At 39.1% G+C, this 22,722-nt stretch carries 18 protein-coding genes; 7 read left to right on the forward strand and 11 right to left on the reverse strand.

Annotated elements, in window-relative coordinates:
• Nucleotides 1–382: 382 nt before the first annotated feature.
• Nucleotides 383–1,099, forward strand: coding sequence for a 3-ketoacyl-ACP reductase (locus ACR65F_RS16845; RefSeq protein ID WP_440505131.1), 717 nt, complete (start codon nt 383–385; stop codon nt 1,097–1,099).
• 48 nt (nt 1,100–1,147) lie between these two features.
• Here the strand turns inward: ACR65F_RS16845 and ACR65F_RS16850 are convergent, their stop codons facing one another.
• On the reverse strand, nt 1,148–2,017 hold the full coding sequence (locus ACR65F_RS16850; RefSeq protein WP_440505132.1) for a 5'-methylthioadenosine/S-adenosylhomocysteine nucleosidase: 870 nt from the start codon (nt 2,015–2,017) through the stop codon (nt 1,148–1,150).
• A gap of 592 nt (nt 2,018–2,609) precedes the next feature.
• On the opposite strand from ACR65F_RS16850, the gene ACR65F_RS16855 reads away from it, so the two are divergent.
• The 3 genes from ACR65F_RS16855 (at nt 2,610) to yiaA (ending at nt 4,993) form a co-directional block, all read left to right on the forward strand.
• On the forward strand, nt 2,610–3,707 hold the full coding sequence (locus ACR65F_RS16855; protein ID WP_440505133.1) for an acyltransferase: 1,098 nt from the start codon (nt 2,610–2,612) through the stop codon (nt 3,705–3,707).
• A gap of 128 nt (nt 3,708–3,835) precedes the next feature.
• Nucleotides 3,836–4,294, forward strand: a complete 459-nt coding sequence (locus ACR65F_RS16860) for a hypothetical protein (RefSeq protein ID WP_440505134.1) — start codon at nt 3,836–3,838, stop codon at nt 4,292–4,294.
• Nucleotides 4,295–4,522: 228 nt separating this feature from the next.
• Entirely contained in the window at nt 4,523–4,993 is a 471-nt protein-coding gene (yiaA, locus tag ACR65F_RS16865; protein WP_440505135.1) for an inner membrane protein YiaA, read from the forward strand.
• Nucleotides 4,994–5,126: 133 nt separating this feature from the next.
• On the opposite strand, the gene yedF is transcribed toward yiaA, so the two are convergent.
• Nucleotides 5,127–5,366 carry a sulfurtransferase-like selenium metabolism protein YedF gene (gene yedF, locus ACR65F_RS16870; protein ID WP_039042619.1) on the reverse strand — a complete coding sequence of 80 codons (240 nt, stop codon included), beginning with the start codon at nt 5,364–5,366 and terminating at the stop codon, nt 5,127–5,129.
• A complete protein-coding gene (gene yedE / locus ACR65F_RS16875; protein WP_440505136.1) occupies nt 5,356–6,564 on the reverse strand; it encodes a selenium metabolism membrane protein YedE/FdhT in 1,209 nt (402 codons plus the stop codon). Before yedE ends, yedF begins: the two co-directional genes overlap by 11 nt.
• A 451-nt stretch (nt 6,565–7,015) precedes the next feature.
• Between yedE and ACR65F_RS16880 the strand changes: the two genes are divergently transcribed.
• Entirely contained in the window at nt 7,016–8,293 is a 1,278-nt protein-coding gene (locus ACR65F_RS16880) for a DUF5068 domain-containing protein (RefSeq protein WP_440505137.1), read from the forward strand.
• Between the two features lie 52 nt (nt 8,294–8,345).
• Here ACR65F_RS16880 and ACR65F_RS16885 read toward each other — a convergent pair whose 3' ends face one another.
• Both ACR65F_RS16885 and ACR65F_RS16890 read right to left on the reverse strand, forming a co-directional pair.
• Nucleotides 8,346–12,548, reverse strand: a complete 4,203-nt coding sequence (locus tag ACR65F_RS16885; protein ID WP_440505138.1) for a S8 family serine peptidase — start codon at nt 12,546–12,548, stop codon at nt 8,346–8,348.
• Between the two features lie 241 nt (nt 12,549–12,789).
• Nucleotides 12,790–13,140: a protease inhibitor I9 family protein gene (locus ACR65F_RS16890; protein ID WP_440505139.1), complete on the reverse strand. Its 351-nt coding sequence runs from the start codon at nt 13,138–13,140 to the stop codon at nt 12,790–12,792.
• Between the two features lie 170 nt (nt 13,141–13,310).
• Here ACR65F_RS16890 and ACR65F_RS16895 point away from each other — a divergent pair, with 170 nt between their 5' ends.
• Complete coding sequence (locus ACR65F_RS16895) at nt 13,311–13,718, forward strand: VOC family protein (RefSeq protein WP_440505140.1); 408 nt, start codon at nt 13,311–13,313, stop codon at nt 13,716–13,718.
• A gap of 104 nt (nt 13,719–13,822) precedes the next feature.
• On the opposite strand, the gene ACR65F_RS16900 is transcribed toward ACR65F_RS16895, so the two are convergent.
• The 5 genes from ACR65F_RS16900 to ACR65F_RS16920 form a co-directional block, all read right to left on the reverse strand.
• Entirely contained in the window at nt 13,823–15,508 is a 1,686-nt protein-coding gene (locus ACR65F_RS16900; protein WP_440505141.1) for a MutS-related protein, read from the reverse strand.
• A gap of 379 nt (nt 15,509–15,887) precedes the next feature.
• Nucleotides 15,888–18,194 (reverse strand): glycoside hydrolase, encoded by a 2,307-nt coding sequence (locus tag ACR65F_RS16905; RefSeq protein WP_440505142.1) that lies wholly within the window; start codon nt 18,192–18,194, stop codon nt 15,888–15,890.
• Nucleotides 18,195–18,230: 36 nt separating this feature from the next.
• Nucleotides 18,231–19,514 (reverse strand): sensor histidine kinase, encoded by a 1,284-nt coding sequence (locus tag ACR65F_RS16910; RefSeq protein ID WP_440505143.1) that lies wholly within the window; start codon nt 19,512–19,514, stop codon nt 18,231–18,233.
• Nucleotides 19,515–19,593: 79 nt separating this feature from the next.
• Entirely contained in the window at nt 19,594–20,241 is a 648-nt protein-coding gene (locus ACR65F_RS16915) for a response regulator transcription factor (RefSeq protein ID WP_440505144.1), read from the reverse strand.
• 25 nt (nt 20,242–20,266) lie between these two features.
• Nucleotides 20,267–21,001 (reverse strand): metallophosphoesterase, encoded by a 735-nt coding sequence (locus ACR65F_RS16920; RefSeq protein WP_440505162.1) that lies wholly within the window; start codon nt 20,999–21,001, stop codon nt 20,267–20,269.
• A 680-nt stretch (nt 21,002–21,681) separates the two neighbouring features.
• Between ACR65F_RS16920 and ACR65F_RS16925 the strand changes: the two genes are divergently transcribed.
• Nucleotides 21,682–22,026 carry a DoxX family protein gene (locus tag ACR65F_RS16925; protein ID WP_440505145.1) on the forward strand — a complete coding sequence of 115 codons (345 nt, stop codon included), beginning with the start codon at nt 21,682–21,684 and terminating at the stop codon, nt 22,024–22,026.
• A 138-nt stretch (nt 22,027–22,164) separates the two neighbouring features.
• Here the strand turns inward: ACR65F_RS16925 and ACR65F_RS16930 are convergent, their stop codons facing one another.
• On the reverse strand, nt 22,165–22,704 hold the full coding sequence (locus ACR65F_RS16930) for a CueP family metal-binding protein (RefSeq protein ID WP_440505146.1): 540 nt from the start codon (nt 22,702–22,704) through the stop codon (nt 22,165–22,167).
• Nucleotides 22,705–22,722: the final 18 nt, after the last annotated feature.

Genomic DNA, 22,722 nt, shown 5'->3' on the forward strand with positions numbered 1-22,722 from the left:
TTCATTTTTAGAGTCAACGATGCAAAAAGACAAAAGGGATGAAAATCAAATCGATTTCCATCCCTTTTGTCTACAGTCTGAAGGCTGCTACGGCAGCCTTTTTTTGTGTTAACCAGGTTTTTCATGTGTTGTCCGACACATCGTAGGGAATGTCCGACATTCTGAGTGTTTTCTCTTACTGTTCTGTGCAATTCTCCATCACACAACAAAATTTCTCTGACACTAAGCGGAGTTTCTCGATATCGAGACACAATTCAACCTCATCAAAACGTTCGTCACTAAATAGATGATGGTACTCCAGCCAAGCTGTATTCTTAGTATGGGCCCCTCTCATTTGCTATACTTCAATAAGTTAGAAATCCAGTTGAAAAGGAGCAAATCCATGCAACCCATTACAGGTAAGAATGCCATTATCACTGGTGCAGGTCGAGGAATCGGGCGCGCTACCGCAATAGCATTTGCAAAAGAAGGTATCCACGTAGGACTAATCGGAAAGACCGTAGCTAACTTGGAAAGCGTAGCCGAAGAATTACGTCAATACGGCGTGAATGTTGCGATGGCTTCAGCGGATGTATCCGATCAGGAATCTATCACAGCTGCCGTTCAACATATTAAAACTGAACTTGGGCCGATTGATATTCTTGTGAATAACGCTGGAATTGGGAAGTTCGGCAAATTCATGGAACTATCTCCTGAAGAATTTAAAAATATCATTGATGTCAATTTAATGGGCGTTTACTATACGACGAGAGCCGTTTTGCCTGAAATGATTGAAAGACAATCCGGAGACATCATTAATATCTCATCCACTGCCGGTCAAAAAGGAGCTCCAGTTACAAGCGCATATAGCGCATCTAAGTTCGGAGTACTTGGGCTTACTGAGTCACTTATGCTCGAAGTTCGTAAGCACAATATCCGTGTGAGTGCGCTCACACCAAGCACCGTCGCAACCGACTTGGCAATTGACGAAAAATTAACAGATGGTAACCCGGAAAAAGTAATGCAACCGGAAGATTTAGCAGATGTCATGGTTGCACAGTTAAAACTACACCCGCGTGTGCTATTGAAATCTGCAGGACTCTGGTCTACGAATCCATAATTGACGTAAAAAAGGACCCATTCCGGGTCCTTTTTTTCAACTAACTACTCACTTGCTCATTGCTTTTACAATGTCAACCGCATATTCTGCTCCATATTGTCCTGCCGTCTCCAAGTCTTCTATATTGTCCTCAGAGACTTCCGAATTCGAAACTGTACGTACCGACAAATACGGTACATTGAACCCTTTAGCAACTTGAGCGACGGAAGCAGCTTCCATTTCTTCAACACTCGTACCTGCGTTTTCATGGAACCATTGAATCCGATCTATTTCTCTGTTCCAGAAATCTGCACTACCGACTTTCCCTTCTACTACTTCACCGTATTTGTATTGATCCGCTACACTTAACGCAATCTTTACAAGCTCAGGGTCGCTTTCGAAAGATTCGTATTCGACCTCTTCTCCATCTTCTCTCATCCCTGTCGACATGAATAGCCATTTATCAGGTTTCATACCCTGCTCGTCATCTAAATGTTCCGTACGCATATTTCCGATATTCATCACTTCAGTCCCAATCACCGTATCAAATACATGAAGGTCTGGATCATGTCCCCCTGCCGTTCCCTGGTTGATAATGGCCTTCGGATTATATTTCTCGATCAATACCGTTGTCGAAGCCGCGGCATGCACCATACCAACTTCTGTTCTTGAGACAACGACGGGCGTATCAGCAATCTTACCGGTGTAGAATGTGTAGTTTCCATGTTGCTCTTCTTTGTAGTCTTTCATTTCATCGAGAAGTGCGGAAATTTCAACATCCATAGCACCTTGGACTGCGATTGGTTGCACGTCGTTCTGTTCGTTCTGTTCGTCCTCTTTCGAATCATTTGTCTCCCCTGTTGCAGTTGAGCAGCCAGCCAGAACTAGTGCACAAATAAGTGTTGCGGCAAAAACTTTCAATCTCATAAGATTACTCATAATAAAATAGCCCCCCGTTACCTTTTATACGAACATTTTTAATATAAACCTATATTATAGTTCGTGTTTGTAGATTACAATACAATATATCGGAGCGCAACTATATTCGATAGAATTAATGTTTTTAGTTATTTTTTCCTAACTTAATATAAAAAAGACTGCAGACTTAATTCTTCTGAGGGATTTTTTGTTCCTGCTACTTTCATCTCAAACTACTTGAATCGCCTTTCTATTGGACAAGGAATAACGTATCATTAGGAACTATAGAAATTTCCATTTAGAGAAACTGAACATATGGAAGTGTTATTCAAGTCCAAGAAAGTATCTGTTTATCTTGTTCTTTTAATCATCATTTACTTCCCAGTGATGCTCCTCAAATATCCGACTCACGATACATTAGACTGGTTGATTACTTTCCTATTTTTATTGTGCATGAGTTTAGTTTATTTATTACTACGGAGAACGAATACCGATAGGCAGAATTCCTATTGCAACTGTCCTTTCTGAACTTGGCCTTTTTTGCAATTCGATCTATTTTTACGGTATACTGACAGTTGGTTCATACTATAAGCCGGTAAAGGAATGATTTTCGATGAAAAAAGAAATCGCTTCCATCTACTATGTGCGATTTTTTGCAATGCTATTTGTTGTGCTTGTACATACTACAGCTCAATACCGGCACCTGTTTCCGGCCCCTTCAATTCAGAACACATTTTATTTTTTTCTGAATAATATTGTTCGCGTTGAGGGCGGAATGTTCGTCATGATTATGGGAATTGTGTTTTTCTATATGTATCGAGACCGTCCTTTTACTAAGGATGTGCTTTTCTCCTATTGGAAAAAACGTGTGACGTATATTCTCATTCCCTATATTGTTTGGTCACTCATTTACGAAGTGGAAATGTGGCATTACCAGGATCGTCCACTTGTGTTGTCTGACATCCTTCACCGACTTTTGTTTGGGGAAAGTAAATACCAGCTTTATTTCATATTCATTGTTGTGCAGTTTTATTTAGTGTTCCCCTTACTGATGATGCTGGTCCGCAAATTCTCATTTTTCCGGAAGTACTTATGGCTTTTCGGGATTCTCGCAGAATACGCCTATTTCCAGTTTTCCATTAACACAGACTATGTAACAGTGCCTCTGATGTTCAGCTTTATTGGTTCGTATATGCTAGGTGCCTGGATAGGGGTCCATTACGAGACCATTATTGAAAAGATGACGAAAAAGAAGATGGTGATTGCTGGAATCACTGGTCTTCTCTTCGGATTAACCTATGTGTTCATCCGATATCGCAATACGTACTTTGATCGACTGCCAATTGATGATAGTTATTACAAAATGATTGGGATTTTGTTCAAAGTGATCGGTAGCTTGTTCTTCTTCTACTTTGCAGAGTATTTAGTGCGTTGGTCGAGTCAAAAATCCGTTCACCGGATGCGCAGCATTGCGTACTATTCGTTCGGCTTCTACCTCATGCATCCACTCGTTTTGTTCCAAGTGATGAAGTACTTACCGACGCGTGGCACACCACTATCATTTCATATAACAATCGTTTTGCAGTATACGATTACGGTCATTCTCTGTTATCTCATCATCTGGTTTTTCCATCGTTTCGTACCTTTTGCCAGCTTCATATTCGGGAAATTGCCGAAGAACGCAAAGTTATTCTGGCAAATTAAAGATTAGCGAAGGAAGCATAACAACTCAACCCCTGTGAAGATTTGCTCTTCGCAGGTTTTTTTTGAGGACGGACATGAGTCTTCAGTTTTCTTTTTACACAGAATTGATTATCATAAACAAGGGAGGCGATGAAAATGAAAAAAGCATTCATTTTACTAGTAGCAGGTTTAATGCTCGCTGCATGCAATAATGATGACAAGTCTGAAAACGCTTCAGATACTGATAAAAAATCAGCAGCTTCAGAATCGCAAGAACAAGCGGGTTCTGAAACAGCAGATGATCAAGTTGGATTAGAAGAAGGATTAAAATCTGATTCTACTGAAGTCGAGTACGAAGATATTGCAAAGGGAGACGTTCCTGCTAACACGAAAGTCACTTTCAAAGGGACTGTTTTTGCTGTTGAAGATGGTCGATTCGGATTAAAGAAAGATGTTACCGATTCTACCGAAGATGTTCTATGGGTGGACGACATCCGCTTAGGTGAACGTACGGAGATTCCTGACGGTACCACAGTGACGGTATATGGAAGCTATACGGATACAGATGAACAAGACGTTCCAAAAATGCGCGCTGTTTTCATAGACCAGAAATAATTCACACGTATAAAAAGGTGAACCTCTCTTCCCTACTTATTTATTTGGGTTTAGCGAGGTTCACCTTTTCATTTCTATTTTAAAATAAAATACCAATATATCTATTCTCATACAAACAGCATCATGCATAAGATACCCATATCTATCAAAATCACGGAATCTTGCAAAAAAGGTTGCCGATAGGTACACGTATGGATATGATGTTGAAAAGAGGAGGAGAGACTTTCTATGACGAATGATTCTAAGGATTTTTTTGATAGAGAACGTAGAGATGAACCTAAACGAAAAACTGAGCGAAAAGATGGAGAACCCACTCCAGCATTTAAAGGCGCTTCCTGGGTAGCGCTCGTCATCGGTATCAGTGCGTACCTCGTTGGTTTGTTTAATGCCGCTATGGAGCTGAATGAAAAAGGGTACTACTTCGCTATTTTGATATTCGGACTTTACGCAGCCGTTTCCCTTCAAAAAGCAGTGCGAGACAAAGACGAGGATATCCCTGTCACCAACATTTACTATGGACTAAGTTGGTTTGCGCTCATTGTAGCGATTGCGCTTATGGCAATCGGGCTATACAATGCCGGAAGTATCATTTTGAGTGAAAAGGGCTTCTATGGGATGGCGTTTGTTTTGAGTATCTTTGCAGCCATCACGGTTCAGAAAAACGTGAGGGATACACAGAAAGCTAGAGAAAATAATTAAATAGAGCAACCTGTTTTACCTATCAAAAAAGCTGTCATCCAAAGATAATTAATGACTTTGGATGACAGCTTTTTCTTTGTGTGATAGTTTAAATCACTCATCATATTTCTTCTAAACAGCTCACTATTTCACATCAAGCATTGATATAAAAAAGGTATTCTTGACCATTTTTAATAGGATCTTGTGCAAAGGTGTAGCCATGGGCGATTGCTTCTTCCGGGACATTGCGGAAAGAGCCTGGGCAATCTGTGATGACTTGTAACAGTTCTCCTTTGTTCATGCCCTCAAGTGCCTCAAGCGTGTAAATTACCGGGTAGGGACAGGATTCCCCACGTAAATCGAGTGTGAAATCAGCTTCTTTGTTAGCTTGCATGTTGGTTCACTCCTCTCTTCATTGCCAACTGGCGATGATAGCGTTTTTCTCGATAAACCGTTAATGCATATAGTACGCCTAACATGGCCAGTGTTGCAAGAATGGCACCGACTGGACCAAAAGAGTCCATCAGATTTATTTTTGTTCCACTTTTGACGAGTACATCATAGACACCTAGATGATCCCATGCGTAGGCAAGGAACGTTGCGCCGATGATGTTGCCCGCAAATACAGGCAAGAACAGAACTTGTCCTTCCATGAGTCGGTACATCATTCCGGTTTCACAACCTGAAGCCATGACAATACCGAGACCGAACAATATGCCACCGACAAATGTGCTAAGCGCTGCGATTTGAGTGATTGGCGTTAGGTCATATACGGAAATAATAATAACCGTTATTACAGAACTGACAGCCATCCCGATAATGATTGCTTTTGCCATGACACTGCGTCCAACGAGGAACAGATCACGGAATGCCGAAGTGAAGCAGATTTGACCGCGTTCAATGAGAATACCGAATGCGAGTCCGAATAGCGCACCTAACCCGAGCAGTTTTTGTCCTGTTACAAAGAAATAGATTGTCAAACCTAAGTAGACAATTGCGATTACGACTCCTACATAGGGCTGGATGATGCGCTTTTTAACTTTGGATGGTTTTGCAGTGCCGCGCGTTAACGTCGGCTTACCTTTCCACCAGCGCATTTTCGTCAACTTCGCTCCAAAGAACGTTCCGACTCCAGTTGCGACAATGAAAATCCAAGAGTGAAATGAGAACTGAGGAACTCCTGTAAAAAATGCAGCCAAGTTACAGCCCAGTGCTAACCGTGCTCCAAATCCTGCAATGATTCCACCGACAAGTCCTTGGACATATCTGCGTTTCTGTTGCGGAAGACGGATCTTGAAATTATTACTCAATAACACCATCATCAAGGCACCAATAAACATTCCCCAGACAATCCAGCCATCCGGACGACTCCAAGTCGTTCCTTTCAGGTGTACCATGTCATAATATTCCCAGCCGGAAATATCCACCCCGAACAGTTTCAGTATATCCCCCCCTAGTCGAGTGAATTCACCAGTGACAGCCCAAACTGTCGAAGTCAGGCCAAAGTATAATGCGCTAAGAATCCCTGCAATCAGCAATACAACATAAGGATTCCAATAGCGTTGAAAAACAGGTTGAATAAAATTTTTCATATAGTGTTTCTCCTCCAATAAAGTACTTTTCTATTTTAGACCTTATCGGAGAGAAAGCAAGCTAAGAAACATGTATGCAGCAGGAGGTTTTGTAGGTCTCCAGTGCACCATGCTCGCCGTCAGCACGAGCCAGAGAGGTGCCGACAACCCGCCAAATCGCATTAAACAGCGAAATTGTGTTGAATTTCTTTGCTACATTTAAGTATGTGAGAAAAGACATAAGTTCTTTCGTGGGCTTCTGCCTTTATAGTATGACTTTTTAATAACAGCTACCCCTTCTGAACGAACAGTTACTGAATTCCATATTCCTTTTCCAGTTCCATCCAGGACTTTCCACATATGATTCTGTTAAAGGAAACACTTAAGGTTCATTTTCTAAATAGTCCGTTATTCCATTAATTGAACTGGTACAATTATTTAGATAACTACGTTTACAAAGGAGAGCAACGAAATGAATCTGAAACAATTAGTAGTCAGCAGCACATTGGTGGCGATGCTTATACTTAGCGCTTGCGGAAAAACGCAAGACAAGGAAGAGGAAGCATCGGCAGCTAAACCACCTAAAAGTGAAGAAGCCCAGAAAAAAGTTGAAACGAATGCGAGCGAACCAACAACTGAGATAGAAGAAGCCGATGAAGAAACTGCAGAAGAGACAGAAAGCGCGGAAAACGGGTCCTCCGAAAACATGAACCCCTATATGGAAGAAGAGACAGGCGGGGACATAGAAATTGTTTATACAAATACCGAACCTGAGCTGATACATGCCTATTCGGACGAAGTGACAATCTCCATCGAGGAATATCAGATCGCTCATGTGACAAGTATGAATGAATCGGCCAAACACAATTTTGAAGATGAAGACGAAGGGTATGTCATCACATACAAACTTGGCTTCGAAAACAAATTGGAGGAAGATTTGTTTTTCAACGCAAGTACAATGATGCTTTCCGACGACGGTACCGAAAACCTATATATGCGGATTGGCCTTGTCGATCGAGCTGATTGGCTAAAAGGTGATAAGGACAAAGCCGGTCGCCAATACTCTCCTGGCAAATATACCGGAATGCAATCCTACACGATGACGAAGGACCAGTACCAGCGTTTGACAGCACCGACATTTACCATTGACATGCCGATGTTAGAAGATGATTTTTATAAGCAAATCGGCAAAGACGCCATTTTTAAAGTTCCATTCAATGCAGATGGGGCTGAGAAAGCAACGAAGAGCTCCGCACTCTATGCCGATAAAATGGTAACAGACACGATTGCGGATAAGGAACTGTTTTTCGCAAAGGAAGATGTCAACGAAACTCAAAAGATCGATGATGTTTCAATTACTCTAGAAGGTGTCCAATATGCTGACGTCAAGCCAACCACTGCAAACGCTGAACGCTTCCGCAATTTCGGTGACGGCCCGCTCGTTGCATTGACGGCAAAGTTCCAAGTAAAGAATGACAGTAGCATAGCGATTTCAAAATCTATGATGGAAAGTCGGTTGTTGTTAGATCAGAACCGAGGCACAATGCTATCACAAGGAATGTTGGAACCAACACTCTACGGAGATATGCAGCCCGGTGAATCGGAAGAAATTTTGACTGTCTTCCTTTTCCGTAAGGACGAATTCGCCCTATTAAAAGAACTGGGATTGCAATTTGGTCCGTTAACGGACAGCAAAGCTAAAAAATTATTCAAAGAGAAGTCTGTTACGTTCGACTTGCCGATGAAATAAGAAAAAAGCGACATCCGAAGGCTTTGGCCAATTGGATGTCGCTTTTAATTTTTCAGTCCCTCGGTTCTAGACCTAACGCTTTTAAGAAATCATTTAAGCCTTTTGATCCGAGTTTTTCAAGCGGTTTCTTGTTTTTTGCGTCGTCTCCGACTTTCAAGAAATTCTTTTCAATGTAGCGAATATCGGTCTCATCTACAATTCCATCCTTATTAATGTCTGTGCTTGGATGATTTTTACCGTATTGTGCAACAACACGCATGACATCGTGGATATCGATGACGCCATCATTGTTCACATCTCCAGCAGGGGCATCTACAGCATCTACCCAAAATTCTTCTCCAACGAATTCACCATTGTACTCGACACCAGGTCGTATTGTACGTTGTTTGTTTAAATGTCCAGGTACTTCAAAGTAGACAGTATACTCTTTTTCCGAAACGGGCATATCGTAGAAGAAGTATTCCCCGTGTTCATCTACTTTTGTATGATAGACTTTTCCACTTTTAGATTTTGCATATACTTTTGCACCCATTTTGTCGTAATCTTGTATGTCTAAAAACCCGTCATGGGTAAACGCTTCCGGTGTGATGAATCCTGAAAGAATCGAATGCTTTGGTACAACTTCAAATGGATCCGCAAGAAATACCGGTAAATTTTGTAGTTCCGTTTCACCGTGTTTCTTATATTTGAGGGTTTCCACACCTAATGCGCCTGCACCTTCAAAATACTCATCACTGATCATTGTAAAAGTGACGTCAATGAATGGGCTGTCTCCAGTAAACCCGCTGAACTCCGCGTCAGATTGAAGTGTGGCGCCAACGTGAAGCATGTTAAACCAATCTCTCTTATCAATCTTAGGTTCATCCAACTGAACTTCAATACCATTTTCATCTGCAAACTTCTTAAACTCATCATTTAACGACAGACTTTCAAACTTAAAGATCTCGTGATCATACTCCACACCAAATGTACCTGATAGTAAGTTTTCGACTTGTGATAAATTCAGGGTCATCGTAAATTGATCGTCGAGATACAACTTCTCTTTGTCGTATGTTTGCAACGCGTATGGCGTCCCTTTTTTGATGACTGTATATCTCGTAAGACTTCTTGTATCCGCATTGGATGCTAAATCTACAGGTACTAAGTCAATCTCCACGGGGCCAGCTTCAATTTCCTCCGGCAATACACCAAAACTCATTGAGCCATCTGGTGCTACCCCAAGTGCACTTGGAAACGAGTTATTTTGATAAACAGTGACGATATTTCCAGATTGGTCGTATTTCAATCCTTTTCCGTTCAACAGGTCAATCGTTGAGTCATAGATATTCGTATGGACCCAAAATGCATTGAGACCAAATTCGTTTGTATACATCGATTCATCGACTTCAATAATCCCTGGTTTGTGATCTAGGGACGTCATTTCAGGTGGCGTGTTGTCGACCACTACAACTTGTTCCATTGAGTATTCGGCGCCATCTTTATCCGTACCAAGCAGTTCATAAAGATAATCTCCTTCAGGTAAGCGGACCCTCTCAGTGCCAATCGGATTCTTGGGATCTCCCGTGAATGGAAAAATGTTGCCCATGAAACCTTTGGATGCAAAATAATCCACGTCCGGCTTCAAGTCGTAAAATGCCCCAACTATTCCCAGCGGCTCGTTTGTTTTAGAGTCTTTGATAACTAGATCCACCTTTTCCATTGGGCTTTTTAAGTTCAATTTCAGACCCATGAATGGAAGCAAGAACGGATGATACTTCCACACATTCGGAACGGCTGGACGATCGAAGTCCATGGAAGCGAATCCTTTGCTGGAAATACGAAGTGCAAATGGAATTTGATGTGTCCCACCGTCACCATCTGAAATTCGAATATATCCTTCATACGTTCCGAATGCTGCTTTTTCAGAAGCACTAATTTCTGCTTCAAATTCCACCACTTTACCGCCAGCTACTGTCATCTTCTCTGGAACATTAAGCACAACCCCATTGGCAGCTGCATCTTGTCGGTTATCATTTGCTTGTAAGAAATCCACTTCAATCGAATAGAATTTCTCTGTGTCTGCATGATTAGCTAATTTGACTTTTTTAGTGTTCTTAACGGCTTCACTTTCAGAAATATAATAACTACCGAATCGAAGAGACCCTGTTTCGTGTTCCAGTGTGATCGGTTCATCATCTTCGACCATGCTGATTTGATCCACGACAGTTACAGCTGTGTCCGCATATACAGCATCGTACACATTGATACGCCCAGCTCCCACTTCGTAGACTGAATAATCCTCTTTCATATCTACTGAACTGTTCATCAATGCCGCCTTGACTTCAAATGGCGTGTAATCTGGATGCTCTTGCAAGATAAGTGCTGCAGCTCCCGCCACGTGTGGCGCCGCCATTGAAGTTCCTTGGATTCGTGCATAAGCACTTTCATAGCTATTGTCAATGGGATCGTTGACGTATGATGGGTAAGTTGAAAAAATTGCTACCCCTGGTGCAACAAGATCTGGCTTGATGTCATAGCTACTTGCGACAGGTCCTCTTGAACTGAATCCTGCTAAGTAATCTCCTTCTGATTTGATGTTGTTCAGTTCTCCAAATGTAAGACTGCTATTCTTCTCAGCGGACTCTATCAATTTCAGACCGTCTTTGTTGGATACACGGAAAGCGGGTAGATATGACGTGTTTTCCCCAACGTAATAAGGAATCTGACCTTCTGTATCGTTGAAAACAATTACCGCTTTAGCACCCGCCTTCTTTGCATTCATTAACTTTTCATCAAACGAACGTTGCCCTCTTTGTATCAATGCAATTTTCCCCGTTACGTCTTTTCCTTCAAATCCATCTTCCCCACCAAAACCTACATAAACTAGCGGGTACGATTGACCTTGAAATTCTTCAATCTTATCCGAAAAGTCTTTTGCCAATAACCTCACGTCACTAAACGATGACTCTTCAGTCGTTGCAGCATACGTCGGAGAGGTTTGTGCCACATCACTTGCTCCAACAGAAATTGGGAGTGCTGCAGTTCCTGGTGCTCCCACTGTTTGTGCATTCGGCCCAGCATTCCCTGCTGCAACAACACTAACAACACCTGATAGCATCGCGTTATTTACAGCAATTGAAACAGGGGACAACGGGTCGTTCACTGCAGTCCCTAGAGAGAGGTTGATGACGTCCATCTCATCACGGACTGATTTGTCGATTCCCCCCATTACCCCAATCATGTCACCCATTCCGTATGGACCTAAGACACGATATCCATATAATTCGATACCCGGTGCAACACCTTTAACGGCATAGTCAACATCGTTTTCTTGTTGTCCAGCGACCGTCCCGGAAACGTGTGTGCCGTGGGATGTATAGTAACTACTTTGATAAGGATCAAATTCAGGCTGTCCAGATTTTAACCAGTCTTTATACGTTGTTTCCATTGGGTCCGCATCATCTTCTACAAAATCCCAACCTTTTACACTATCCGGGTCAATTGTAGCTGGGTCCTTACCCTCTGAAGACTGATAGCCATTGTAAGCACTCGCTAAGTCCGGGTGATTGTAATCGATTCCTGTATCGATGACACCGACTTTGACACCTTCACCCGTGATCCCATCTGCGTGCAATCGATCTACACCGATTTGAGGGATGCTATCAATCATTTTGGGTTCAATTGTTTCTGATTTAATTTTCGGTAAATCTACCTTCACTTCTTCGTTTTTCCATACTCTCTTCACTAAACCTGTCTTCAGCACTTCCTTTATTGCTGTTCCAGGCATCGTAACTGCCACTCCATTGAACGCATCACGATATTCTAGTGTGATTTCAACGCTGGTCCCTTCAACAGAATGGGAGCCTAATTTGTTGTAAGGCTGCATTTCCAAACTATTAATCGCTTTCTTAAATTCATTGTGGGACACCTCCACTTTGTTCTTTGCATCCCTTAATGAGATAGCACTCCGTTTTTCTTGGAGCTGACTTTTAGCCACTGCTACCTTTGCAGGATCTTGTTTAAATTCTATAATGAGCTCTACTGGCGCTTCGCTTTTTTGATTAATTGCCGGATGAACTGTGAATCCGACTTCCTTTTCAAGTTCTTGAATCGCCGCACGCTGTTCTTTTGTTAGTTTGTCCAACAGTTCCCTTGCGTCATTTGTATTCTGTTTTGCTTGGATCGGAAGTGCATGTGTCCCTATTAATGAAGCTGTAACTAGAAATGTAGACATAGCCACTGTCGTAAAACGCTTCGTCATTCGTTTGTTCATCATCTTCTTCCTTTCTGATCTCAGAGTATTTGTGTGTTCTACCCACCAAAACTTTTTCAACCACTCCCTTTTCTAGTAAATAATTCGAGGTTTCTACTTTAAGCGTACCAATAATTTCCGACTTGTAAATTGGGGTAATTTTAATAGTATGAATATTCAATTCAATATCCATTAATTTTCAGACATAAAAAAACCCATCTGCACGTAATTTTCAAGCAGATGGGCTGATTCTTATTATGGAGGGTTACATTATCGGGTTCTCAGGAATCCTCATTTCACGATTCGGAAAGATCGCTCTGATCACTTGGGAGGACAATAGACGCTGGATAGCAATTCCTTGAAGTTGTAAAGCGACACCGTTTAAACTATTTTTATACTGTTGCATGATCGTATATGGATAATGCTTTTCCTCCAATAATATCTCGAGCTCCTTTTGAAAGTGTCTATGGCTTTGTTCGACTTGTTCTGTCGCTTGTTCCAATGACAAAAAGGAATTTGATAATATGGCGACATGGGCAGGACTCGTGCTAAACTCAATAATGATCTGCACAAATTCTTCCGTATGCAAATCTACATCAGGATCGATATAAATCACCGTGTTCCTCCTCCCTGTTTGTTCATTGGGTAAAATCATCACTTAGATTAAACATTTCTACACGACACACCGAGAAACCTTTGGTCAAAACCAATTAAAAACTGAAACATACCTTATAGTTTCTGATTGAAATGAAAGAATTTACAAACCTATTAAAGGGGTGAATGTTAATGACACAGTCAATATTACATACGGCTTTGGTAGTTAAAGACTATGATGAGGCGATAGAATTTTATACAAAAAAGCTCAAATTCAACCTAGTGGAGGATACGTATCAGCCAAAGCAAGATAAGCGCTGGGTAGTAGTATCTCCCTCAGGATCTGGTTCCGCGATTCTATTAGCAAAAGCTTCAAATCCAGAGCAAGAGCAATTCATTGGTAACCAATCTGGGGGGCGCGTTTTTTTATTTCTAAGGACAGATGATTTTTGGAGAGATTACAATGAAATGGTCTCAATAGGTATAGAGTTCGCGCGGGAACCCAGTGAAGAATCGTATGGAACTGTAGCAGTTTTCAAAGATTTATACGGAAACTTATGGGATTTATTAGAGCTCAATGAAACTCATCCCATGTATTGACGAGTCATAATGTAAGTGAACATTTTTCTAAAGCCTCATTTATGAGAGGTACAAAGAGAGCTGTGACCTTATCTCGGATACCTGCGCGGAATAGGTATTCAAGATTAATCCACTTTTATCCCACCACTGATTCCCGTCCATTCACGTACTTCAGTAAAATTCTGAGCCGTTTGATTCGCCTTGGTCGTAATACTCTCTGGATAATCAAGAACTTCCAATAGTCTTATAGCATTCCTTGTAATTGACGGTCCGTCATGAACTTTATAATCAAATAATACCTTATCATTTTCAATCCGTTCTCTGAAATGATAATTGCTATACAGATTCTCTGCAATTTCTGTAAGTTCAATATCATGCGAAGCAATGAATGTCATACCATGGCTTCCAGATAACCATTCCATAATTGCAGCGGAGGCTGAAATTCTTTCAATTGTATTCGTTCCTTTTAATATTTCATCTACAAATGAAATGAACGGTTTCTTTTCTTCACTAAGCATGATAATTCTTTTAAGGGATTTAATTTCAGCAATGAAATAGCTATCTCCATCCAATACACTATCCTGTATCGCCATAGATGTGACGATGTAACTTGGTTTCATCGTCCAGCTTTTAGCTAATACCGTATTAATAGTTTGGGCCAGAATGGCATTAATGGCTATCGCTTTAATATAAGTCGATTTTCCAGAAGCGTTTGAACCTGTAATAAGCACATTTTTCCCAAGCGTTGAAGTATTCGTAACTGGCTTTCTCAGAAGTGGATGTGCTAAGTCTTCAAATCGGATTTCTTCTTCGTCCTCAAAGTTGGGTGTAGTATAACTAACAAGTGTTTTCCGATAATACGCTACCGCGACCGCCGCATCAAGTTCACCAATCAACTCCCACAAGTGCTTGTATGCTTTTTTATGAGTGATAATTGTTTTAACAATTTGGTTGTATGCTATAAAATCCAGTAAAAAAATTATTCTAAAATACTCTAGCAGCACATCAAAATCCCCGCTCTTAATGCTACCAATGGATAGTAATTTACCCCAAAAAGCCGTTTTTCCAAGAGCTTTTCCTTCTCCTTTCAAAATATCAGCAACTATATTAATCCTGGGGTGGCGAATAGTAGATAAACTTTTCCCAGTGTTCACAATGGCAGATACATATGTAATCGAGTGTAAATCAATTTCCAACATTTTTTTATTTCTATAGTAAATCACTAAGTTCGTTATAAAAGAAATGGTTAGAATAGCCACTCCATACTTCAAACTGAAAAACATAAAGATAATCGAAAGTATAGGTATAGCAGCAAGTATGATATATAGATAGGCGTGTTTAATTTTATGAGCAGTCATCTCATAGAAATACGAAGACGTGTTTGTATAGTTTCGTTTTCCGAGACCGGATAAAACCAGAAGCACTTTTTCTCTCAACTTTTGATCTCTCTCTAACAAAGCATAAAGTTCTTCTTTATCATGGACATCTTTACATCTTGGATCTATATCTCTAAGTTGATTGAATAAATACTCCGATCCTACACTAGTTTGTGTGTAATTAAGTTTTTCAAATACATCTTGCATAGATAAATCATTCCAAGTTAACGAATCTACACCTGCATAATCATCGGCGTGCTCTTTCTTATTCTTCCAATATGAGGATACAGACTCGACGTCTTCACTGGCAGAAAAGTATGTCCCATTTTCCCATTCTTTCCTCAGACGTTTTAATTTCTTTTGGTTCTTGGGTAGTAAACTATATATTAAAAAAACCAATGCAACTAGTGTAATTATTAGTCCTGGATTCACCATTAAAGCACCTTCCTTTTACCCGTTATACGCTTTTATTTACAGAAGGTTTCGTCATTTCTTCGTAAATTTAAATACACATGATGCTTTTGTTCATTACTTTTAGGTTAATGTGTTGCATAAATTCCCCCATATAGTAATTCAATATAGTTTATGTGTACAAATTATTTTTCACCTAAAAAAAGGCATCGTTCTCTCAAAAAAATGAGTAAACGATGCCTTTTAATTCATTTGGATTTCACCAATACCTCTTACATTTAAGCAGGTAATATGTTTTTTAATACTAGCAACAAGGTTTGGTATAAGCAACCTACCAAGAAAATCATGTATTGGACAATTGTCTTAGTAAAAATCAACACTTAGAAAGTTGCAGTTTTCGCGCTTACTTTTTCGGCGTATAGATAGTTTTACCATTTCCATCAATGATTAATAATGATTTACCTGGTATTGTCTCGCCTTGGTAATTAAATTCATCTTCTGAAAAATTGGCTACTACACTTAATGATTCACCATACTCAGTCATTTGGACAAGTCTATCATCTGATACGATTTTAAAATCTGTCATTTCTTTTGTTATTGCTTTTTCACTGAAATTTGACCAAACATTAGAATGTCTTACGATTGTTTTTTTATGTTTTTTCCACTCGTGTTTATCTATATGATATAAGGGAGGGACATTATAGAGCACCTCATACAACATCCTATTTGTAATTTCATCTTCTACTTTTAAGGTTCCCCATCCCCACCAATAAGTTGTGATCACTGAATCGTTGTAAACCAACTTATACAACGGAATCGTGTAGTTTGAATCCATAAATAATTTCTTGTATTTATCCTTTATAGGTATTTGTTTAGAAAACAGTTCTGGAACCCCACCATTACTCGAATAGTATCTCCCAACGTAGTACTTACTATCTTTATTTGTTTTCATATCCTCATCCATCCAAGAAAAAGATGGCGTTTCTATTCCATGAGCAAAGGCAATCGTCTTGTTTGCAAAATCATTGCCGCCTTCTGTTCCAACTACCATTTTCCATTTTTTCTGCAGATACTCCATTCTTTTTATTCTAGCTTGGATGTCTTCTTTTTCAGTGGTAATATGTTCCGGCGAATAATCATCGTAGATTTCTCCAGTACCATCCGTGTCTAAAAACCATGAGTTGAATTTTATGCCCGTTTCTAAAATCGAAGTTATTCTTTCTTTTACACTAGGCATTGCAAGAGTGGGATTCAACTTTCTACCTTCACCTTGGAATCCTTCAATCTCATTCCCATCTTTATTAGTTACAGTTGCATTTTCATAAAGTGAGGTATCCTTAAACTTAGCGGTTTCCCACTTTTCTTTACCTGGTTCGTGGATTGAATGATAAGAATCATAGGTGCCTATTAAATAGCCGAGATCTTCTGCTTCTTTCACTAATTCTGGTTTAATAAATCCTTCCTGCCAGTCGTCCAGTCCAATCCACATGTTTCCTAATCCTGAATCCTTCATATCCTTTATCACATTGACAGTGTTTGCATCTGCCCATTTCCCGATGGGGTCAACTGCATTTCCAAGTTCACTTTTAAACAATCTTTTATTTAGGTCAATCAACTCAATAGGATTTAGATTTTCTATTTTCTTGTTTACTAGCTTTTGAGTTTCTTTATCTATTTCAGTAAATATTTTCGGATCATAGAATTCTTTTAGTTGCATCACGGCACTTAAGCCTTTTACTATTCTATTTTCAGTATATTTGTCTACATAATCTAAGTTATTTAAATCATCGAAGGCCGCTGAGAGTTCTGATCCATCCTCAACTTTAGTAGTTAATAATCCCTGAATCCATGATTTCAGTTTTTCGGGTAGGTGGTATCTCAGCTTAGCCCACTCTATATTTTCCTCTGAAATCACAGTTCTATCCCAAAAGTAAGCATGGGGTGCACCGTATAGTTTTTCTATATTACTATTTTCTTCTGCCTTATCTGCCAAGGTTTTGAATGCCCCTTGTTCGATTAAATAATTTTTATAAGTCTTTGCAACATCTACTGGGTTTTTATCCGTTACATATATTCTAAAACCATAGTCCTTCTGTTCATTTATCGCTGGAAACTCATGACTATAAGTAAACTCGATATTATTGTCTGTATTAAAATTAAGTTCACTGTTATAAGGATTATTAATTATATAGACTAGCGAATATGAACTTTTATCGACTGCAAAAAACTGCATAGATAAAGCCTCAATTACTTTCATTTTTTCTTCACTTAAATAATCCTTCCACACAGAATCATTACTTGGAATATACTTCCCTTGATTTAACGGGAGCATATATGCATCACCTGTCACTTTCGGCCATGCAAACATGTTGTCCTCATCTTTGCTAGATTTTATAGATACATCTACATACTTAACACTTTTCTTAATTTCAACATCAATATCCTTTTCTAAATAGGACCAGGTAATCGTGTCTCCACTGTCTTTTAAATTTGAAACTTCCATCTTCTCCAGTGGTTCCGATGCCCTCTCAGCAATTCCATTGGACTCTACCTCCAACGCTAGGGTCTCTGGATCCACATTAAAGTTAAAATCCAGATTAGCTATTTGGGTATTATCCTCTTTTCTTGGTACGCTTTTGTCATTCACACACCCCGCAAGAACACTAGTTACCATTGCAGCTATTAACATGACTGGTAGTATTTTTTTCATGTAACACACCTCCACCACTAGAGTAATGGGAGTGCGTTACGCGAATGTGACAAAAAACGTTAATCTATTATTTTTCAACTTGAATCCATAATCTAGATTGTGATTATCCAAAATGGTCTTGATAATAGGCAAGCCCAATCCTGTACCAGAAAGTTCCTTACTTCTCGATTTTTCTAACACATAAAATGGTCTCCATATATTTTCTAAATCACTTTCGTCTATCTCCCCAACTCCGTTAGCAATTGTAAGATTCACGCCATTAGTATCTTTAGTTAACGTAATTTCAATACGCTTATCATTGGTATATTTAATAGCATTGGTAACCAAATTATCGAGTACAACATCTATCCCTTCTTGCTCAGCACAAATAATATATTCCTTTTCCACATCTATATTTAATGATAAATCAATACAGTTTTCGTGTAGTATGAGCGTGTATTTTTCTGTAGTGTCGATAATCCTTTTCCCTATATCAAAATCACATTTTTTTAATGAACTACTTTCTAACTCTGCCCAGAACAAAAGCTTCCCTATCAATAAATCCATTTTCTCAATCTGCTCTTCAATTACATCCCTGTACGTTCCGTCATCTAAACCGTCCACTATACCTTGTTCATACACTTTCACTATGGATAGTGGTGTTTTTAACTCGTGGGACACATCTGACATTAGTTCTCTCAATCGCTTATTTTGAACACTGATCTCATTATGGGCTTTCTCTAATTTCTCACTCATACTATTTATACTTTTTGCAAGATCGCCTATCTCATCATTGGTGGTAATCTCTTCTTTCCTAAATTTCAAACTGGCTATATCCTGAGACAGTCCTTTCAAGGATTCTAAAGGTTTCGTAATTTTTTTAGATAGAATAACCACTAAAAAAATAATCAGAATTACTGAAACAATCATTAGCACTATATTAAACCGATTAATGATTTGGATCGTTTCTTCCATATGAGGTAAAGGTAACGCTATGGCAATAATATAATTATCTATTTTTATAAATTTCGTTAAAACTTTATATTTACTTACACCTTGATCATATATTTTATTTACACTATTGTTCTGCAAAGTATTTAACGTATTTTCCGTAATCCAAAATTTATTTAGCTTTAATTTCTTCATTTCAAATTTTGATTTTATGCTATCATTTAGTTGATCTAAATTACTACTGACTTCTGAATATACAATAGTTACGGCGTGTTCCTCTTCTATGCGTTCCAAGTCACTCACAAAATTATTTTCGGGAACACTACGTATATCGTTCGCTACCTCGTTTAAAATCTTTCTTTGCTCATATATATAATATCTGTCGACCAAGAAAATATTTGCTACTATTAAAAATATAAACGTGCAAATTACAATGGATGAAACACCAACTGAAAACTTGGTCCCTATTTTAATCTCCCTGCACCTCCAAACAATAGCCTACCCCCCTGTAAGTTTTGATAATATCAGTACCAATTTTAGTTCTTAGTCTTCGGATATGCGTATCGACTGTTCTAGGATCACCATCATAACCCATGCCCCAAACCCGATTAATGATCGTTTCTCTTGATAGGATAACTCCTTTATTTCTACTGAAAAACAGCAACAAATCATATTCGATTTTGGTAAGTTGCAATTGTTCTGCATGCTTGTACGCTTTTTTTTCATTCTCCATTATCCTTATATCGCTTACTTTAATTTCCTCGCTACTATTCATAAGTTTTTTAGCCCTTAATAACAATATTTGTGGATCAAATGGCTTCCTGATATAATCATCAGCCCCATTATGTAAGGCCTTTAGCTCATCTTGATTTTGACCTTTCGCTGTTAATATCAGAACTTTAGTTTGACTAGTATCCTTTATATATTTACATACGTCTATGCCATCGATTTTCGGCATCATCCAATCTAAAATAGCCAACTCGATCTTATCCGACTCAACTATATCTAATGCTTCCTGACCGTCTTTAGCCGTCAGGACATCAAAGCCTTCATTTTTAAAATATGCTGAAAGTATCTTAAGCATTTGCGGCTCATCATCTGCGATTAAAATAGTCATTTCCCATTCCCCCTACGCATCAATTTTACATAGCTAAGTCAAACACTGATAACTCCGGAGGATTCCAAAATCTCACAGTTATCCTCGTCGTGCCGATTCCACTATTCACATACAAATAGTTGTCTTCCGCTAGTTGATACATCCCTTTTGTGTATTTCTTAGCCAAAGGCGGTGTCACCAATGGACCAAATAGTGGAACAACAACTTGTCCACCGTGACTGTGACCAGCCAACGCCAAATCAAAACGTTCAGCCGTTATGTTGTCTACAAGATCCGGGTCATGCAGCAATAGCAACTTGTCCCCCTGATCGTCAACACCTGTATACGCTTTTTCAATATTCGGGTGTCCAAGCATCGCATCATCCAACCCTATAATCGTTATTTCTTGTCCACTATCAAGCTCGATGACGCTATTCTGATTTTTAAGTAGCTTAAATCCTGATTTGCTCATAATATTTTCATAAAACCTAACCCCACCGCCTCCATAGTCATGATTCCCCCAAACAGCATATTTTCCATATCTACTTCGTAGTTTACCCAATATATCACTTATTTCTGACCTTCCCTCAAAGGCAGATGGTACATCTATCAAATCACCCGTGAAAGCGATGATGTCAGGTTCAAGCTTATTTACTCTTTCGACCAGATTCTCAAGCTGCTTTAATGAATAATTAGGACCCAAATGCACATCTGAAAACTGAACAACTCTGATGGAATCTCCACCTTCCGATGATAGCTCTACTTTAAATTCCCTTGTCACCAAACGTTTTGGCTCTATTTTAAATGCATAAAAAATGATCCCAACTACAAATATACTTAGGATGAAAGAGCATTTAATAACTCTCCAAATTGTTCTTTTCAAAGTCACACTACCTTCCTACTGTCTAAAGACTAACTACTACGATACATCCTCTGTGTGACACCAATGTTACGAGCAAAAAACCACACCCTCAAAGGCTGTGGCAGTTCGGTCTTCTATGTGTTTATTATCTTTGTAGTCGCGATCAAAGACGTTCATCGGATCCTCACTTGCAATATTCGTTTGTTTTTCAGTGCATTCGCCGAAGTGAGTAAGATTGCACGTTCCTACACAAGGTTAAAGGGAAGATTCGCAAAGGATTCATCACCCCATCATAGAATCGGGAATAGCAGCTTTAACTAGACATCCCTGACCGTGATTTTCAGCTAAATACATCTGGCCGCCAAACAAATTCTAGGCGATGCAGTCAGCAAAAAAGTTCATAACTATCATTTACCAGGCGATTTAGAAGAAGGAATGATTGAACTTCATCTTTCTGGACTTTTAGCCGAGCCCTCCGAAAGGTAAAGCCAAGATGGAAAAAGAAGATTACTCTCTTTCTACGCGGACTTTAACAATGGTTCTATTATTATGAAATTGATTCATACAATTAATAAATTATTTTGAGAGGAGGATTTTATATGGAAATAACAATATATGTTCTACAAGGTATATTAATACTTTTATTTCTAATTGCAGGGGTTGGAAAAGTAACAGGTTCCAAAATGCATATAGAGAATTTTAAGACTTGGGGACTCCCCCAGTGGTTTAGGGTGGTAACAGGCATTATTGAAATAGCTGGTGCTGCACTATTAATCACTGGGTATTGGGTACCAAGTTCGGCACTTATTGGGGCACTTCTACTTGGTATTACAGGAGTCGGTGGTATTTTAACACATATTCGTATGAAGGATTCATTTAAAGATACAGCAATGATTTTATTACTTACAATTCTATCATTTATAGTATTCTTTATGTATTTATAAATATTTTAAAAAACTACGATAGCAAAAAAATCCGGATTATTCTAATATACGATTAGTAGAAGATACATGAAAAAAAGGTAGAGTTTGACTCTACCTTTTGGGCTGTACAACATATTAGCACATTCACGGTTCTTTTTTTTAGGTTAGTTGCATCGTTGTGATACAAGTATTATCGCCTTCAAAAGTAGAGATTTCAGATTCTACTGCTTTGCCGTCATACTCGATTTTCACTTGATATGTTTGATCCCTCGGTAACCACAGGTCAATAAACCCATTTTCTAAAGACGTAACTGTTTCCTCCATCACTACATTACCTTCATCATCCTGGATATGAACGTCAAAGTCTTTTTCTACCAATTCCCCTCGGCATCCCGTTAAACTGTGGATAGCACATTCATGTGTCGTTTCAACAAACGGTGCAATTGAAACAAAAAACTCGTCCTCAGGAAGGTCAAAAGAGGTCTTTTTACCATTATCAGTAACAAGTAGCTCATCTGATGTAATAGATGCAGTTACCTCATCAAACGTGCCCACACTATACGCATGGACTTGTTCTTTTATATCTTGTTTTTCCTCAACCTTTTTTCCCTCTTCTTGCGGTGCACTACTATCATTGCTGCAAGCGACTAACACTAAGCTTAGTAATGTACCTATTATTAAAAGTAGAGCTTTTTTCATTTATTATTCCACTCCAAT

The organism is Sporosarcina sp. SAFN-010, from assembly GCF_059415065.1.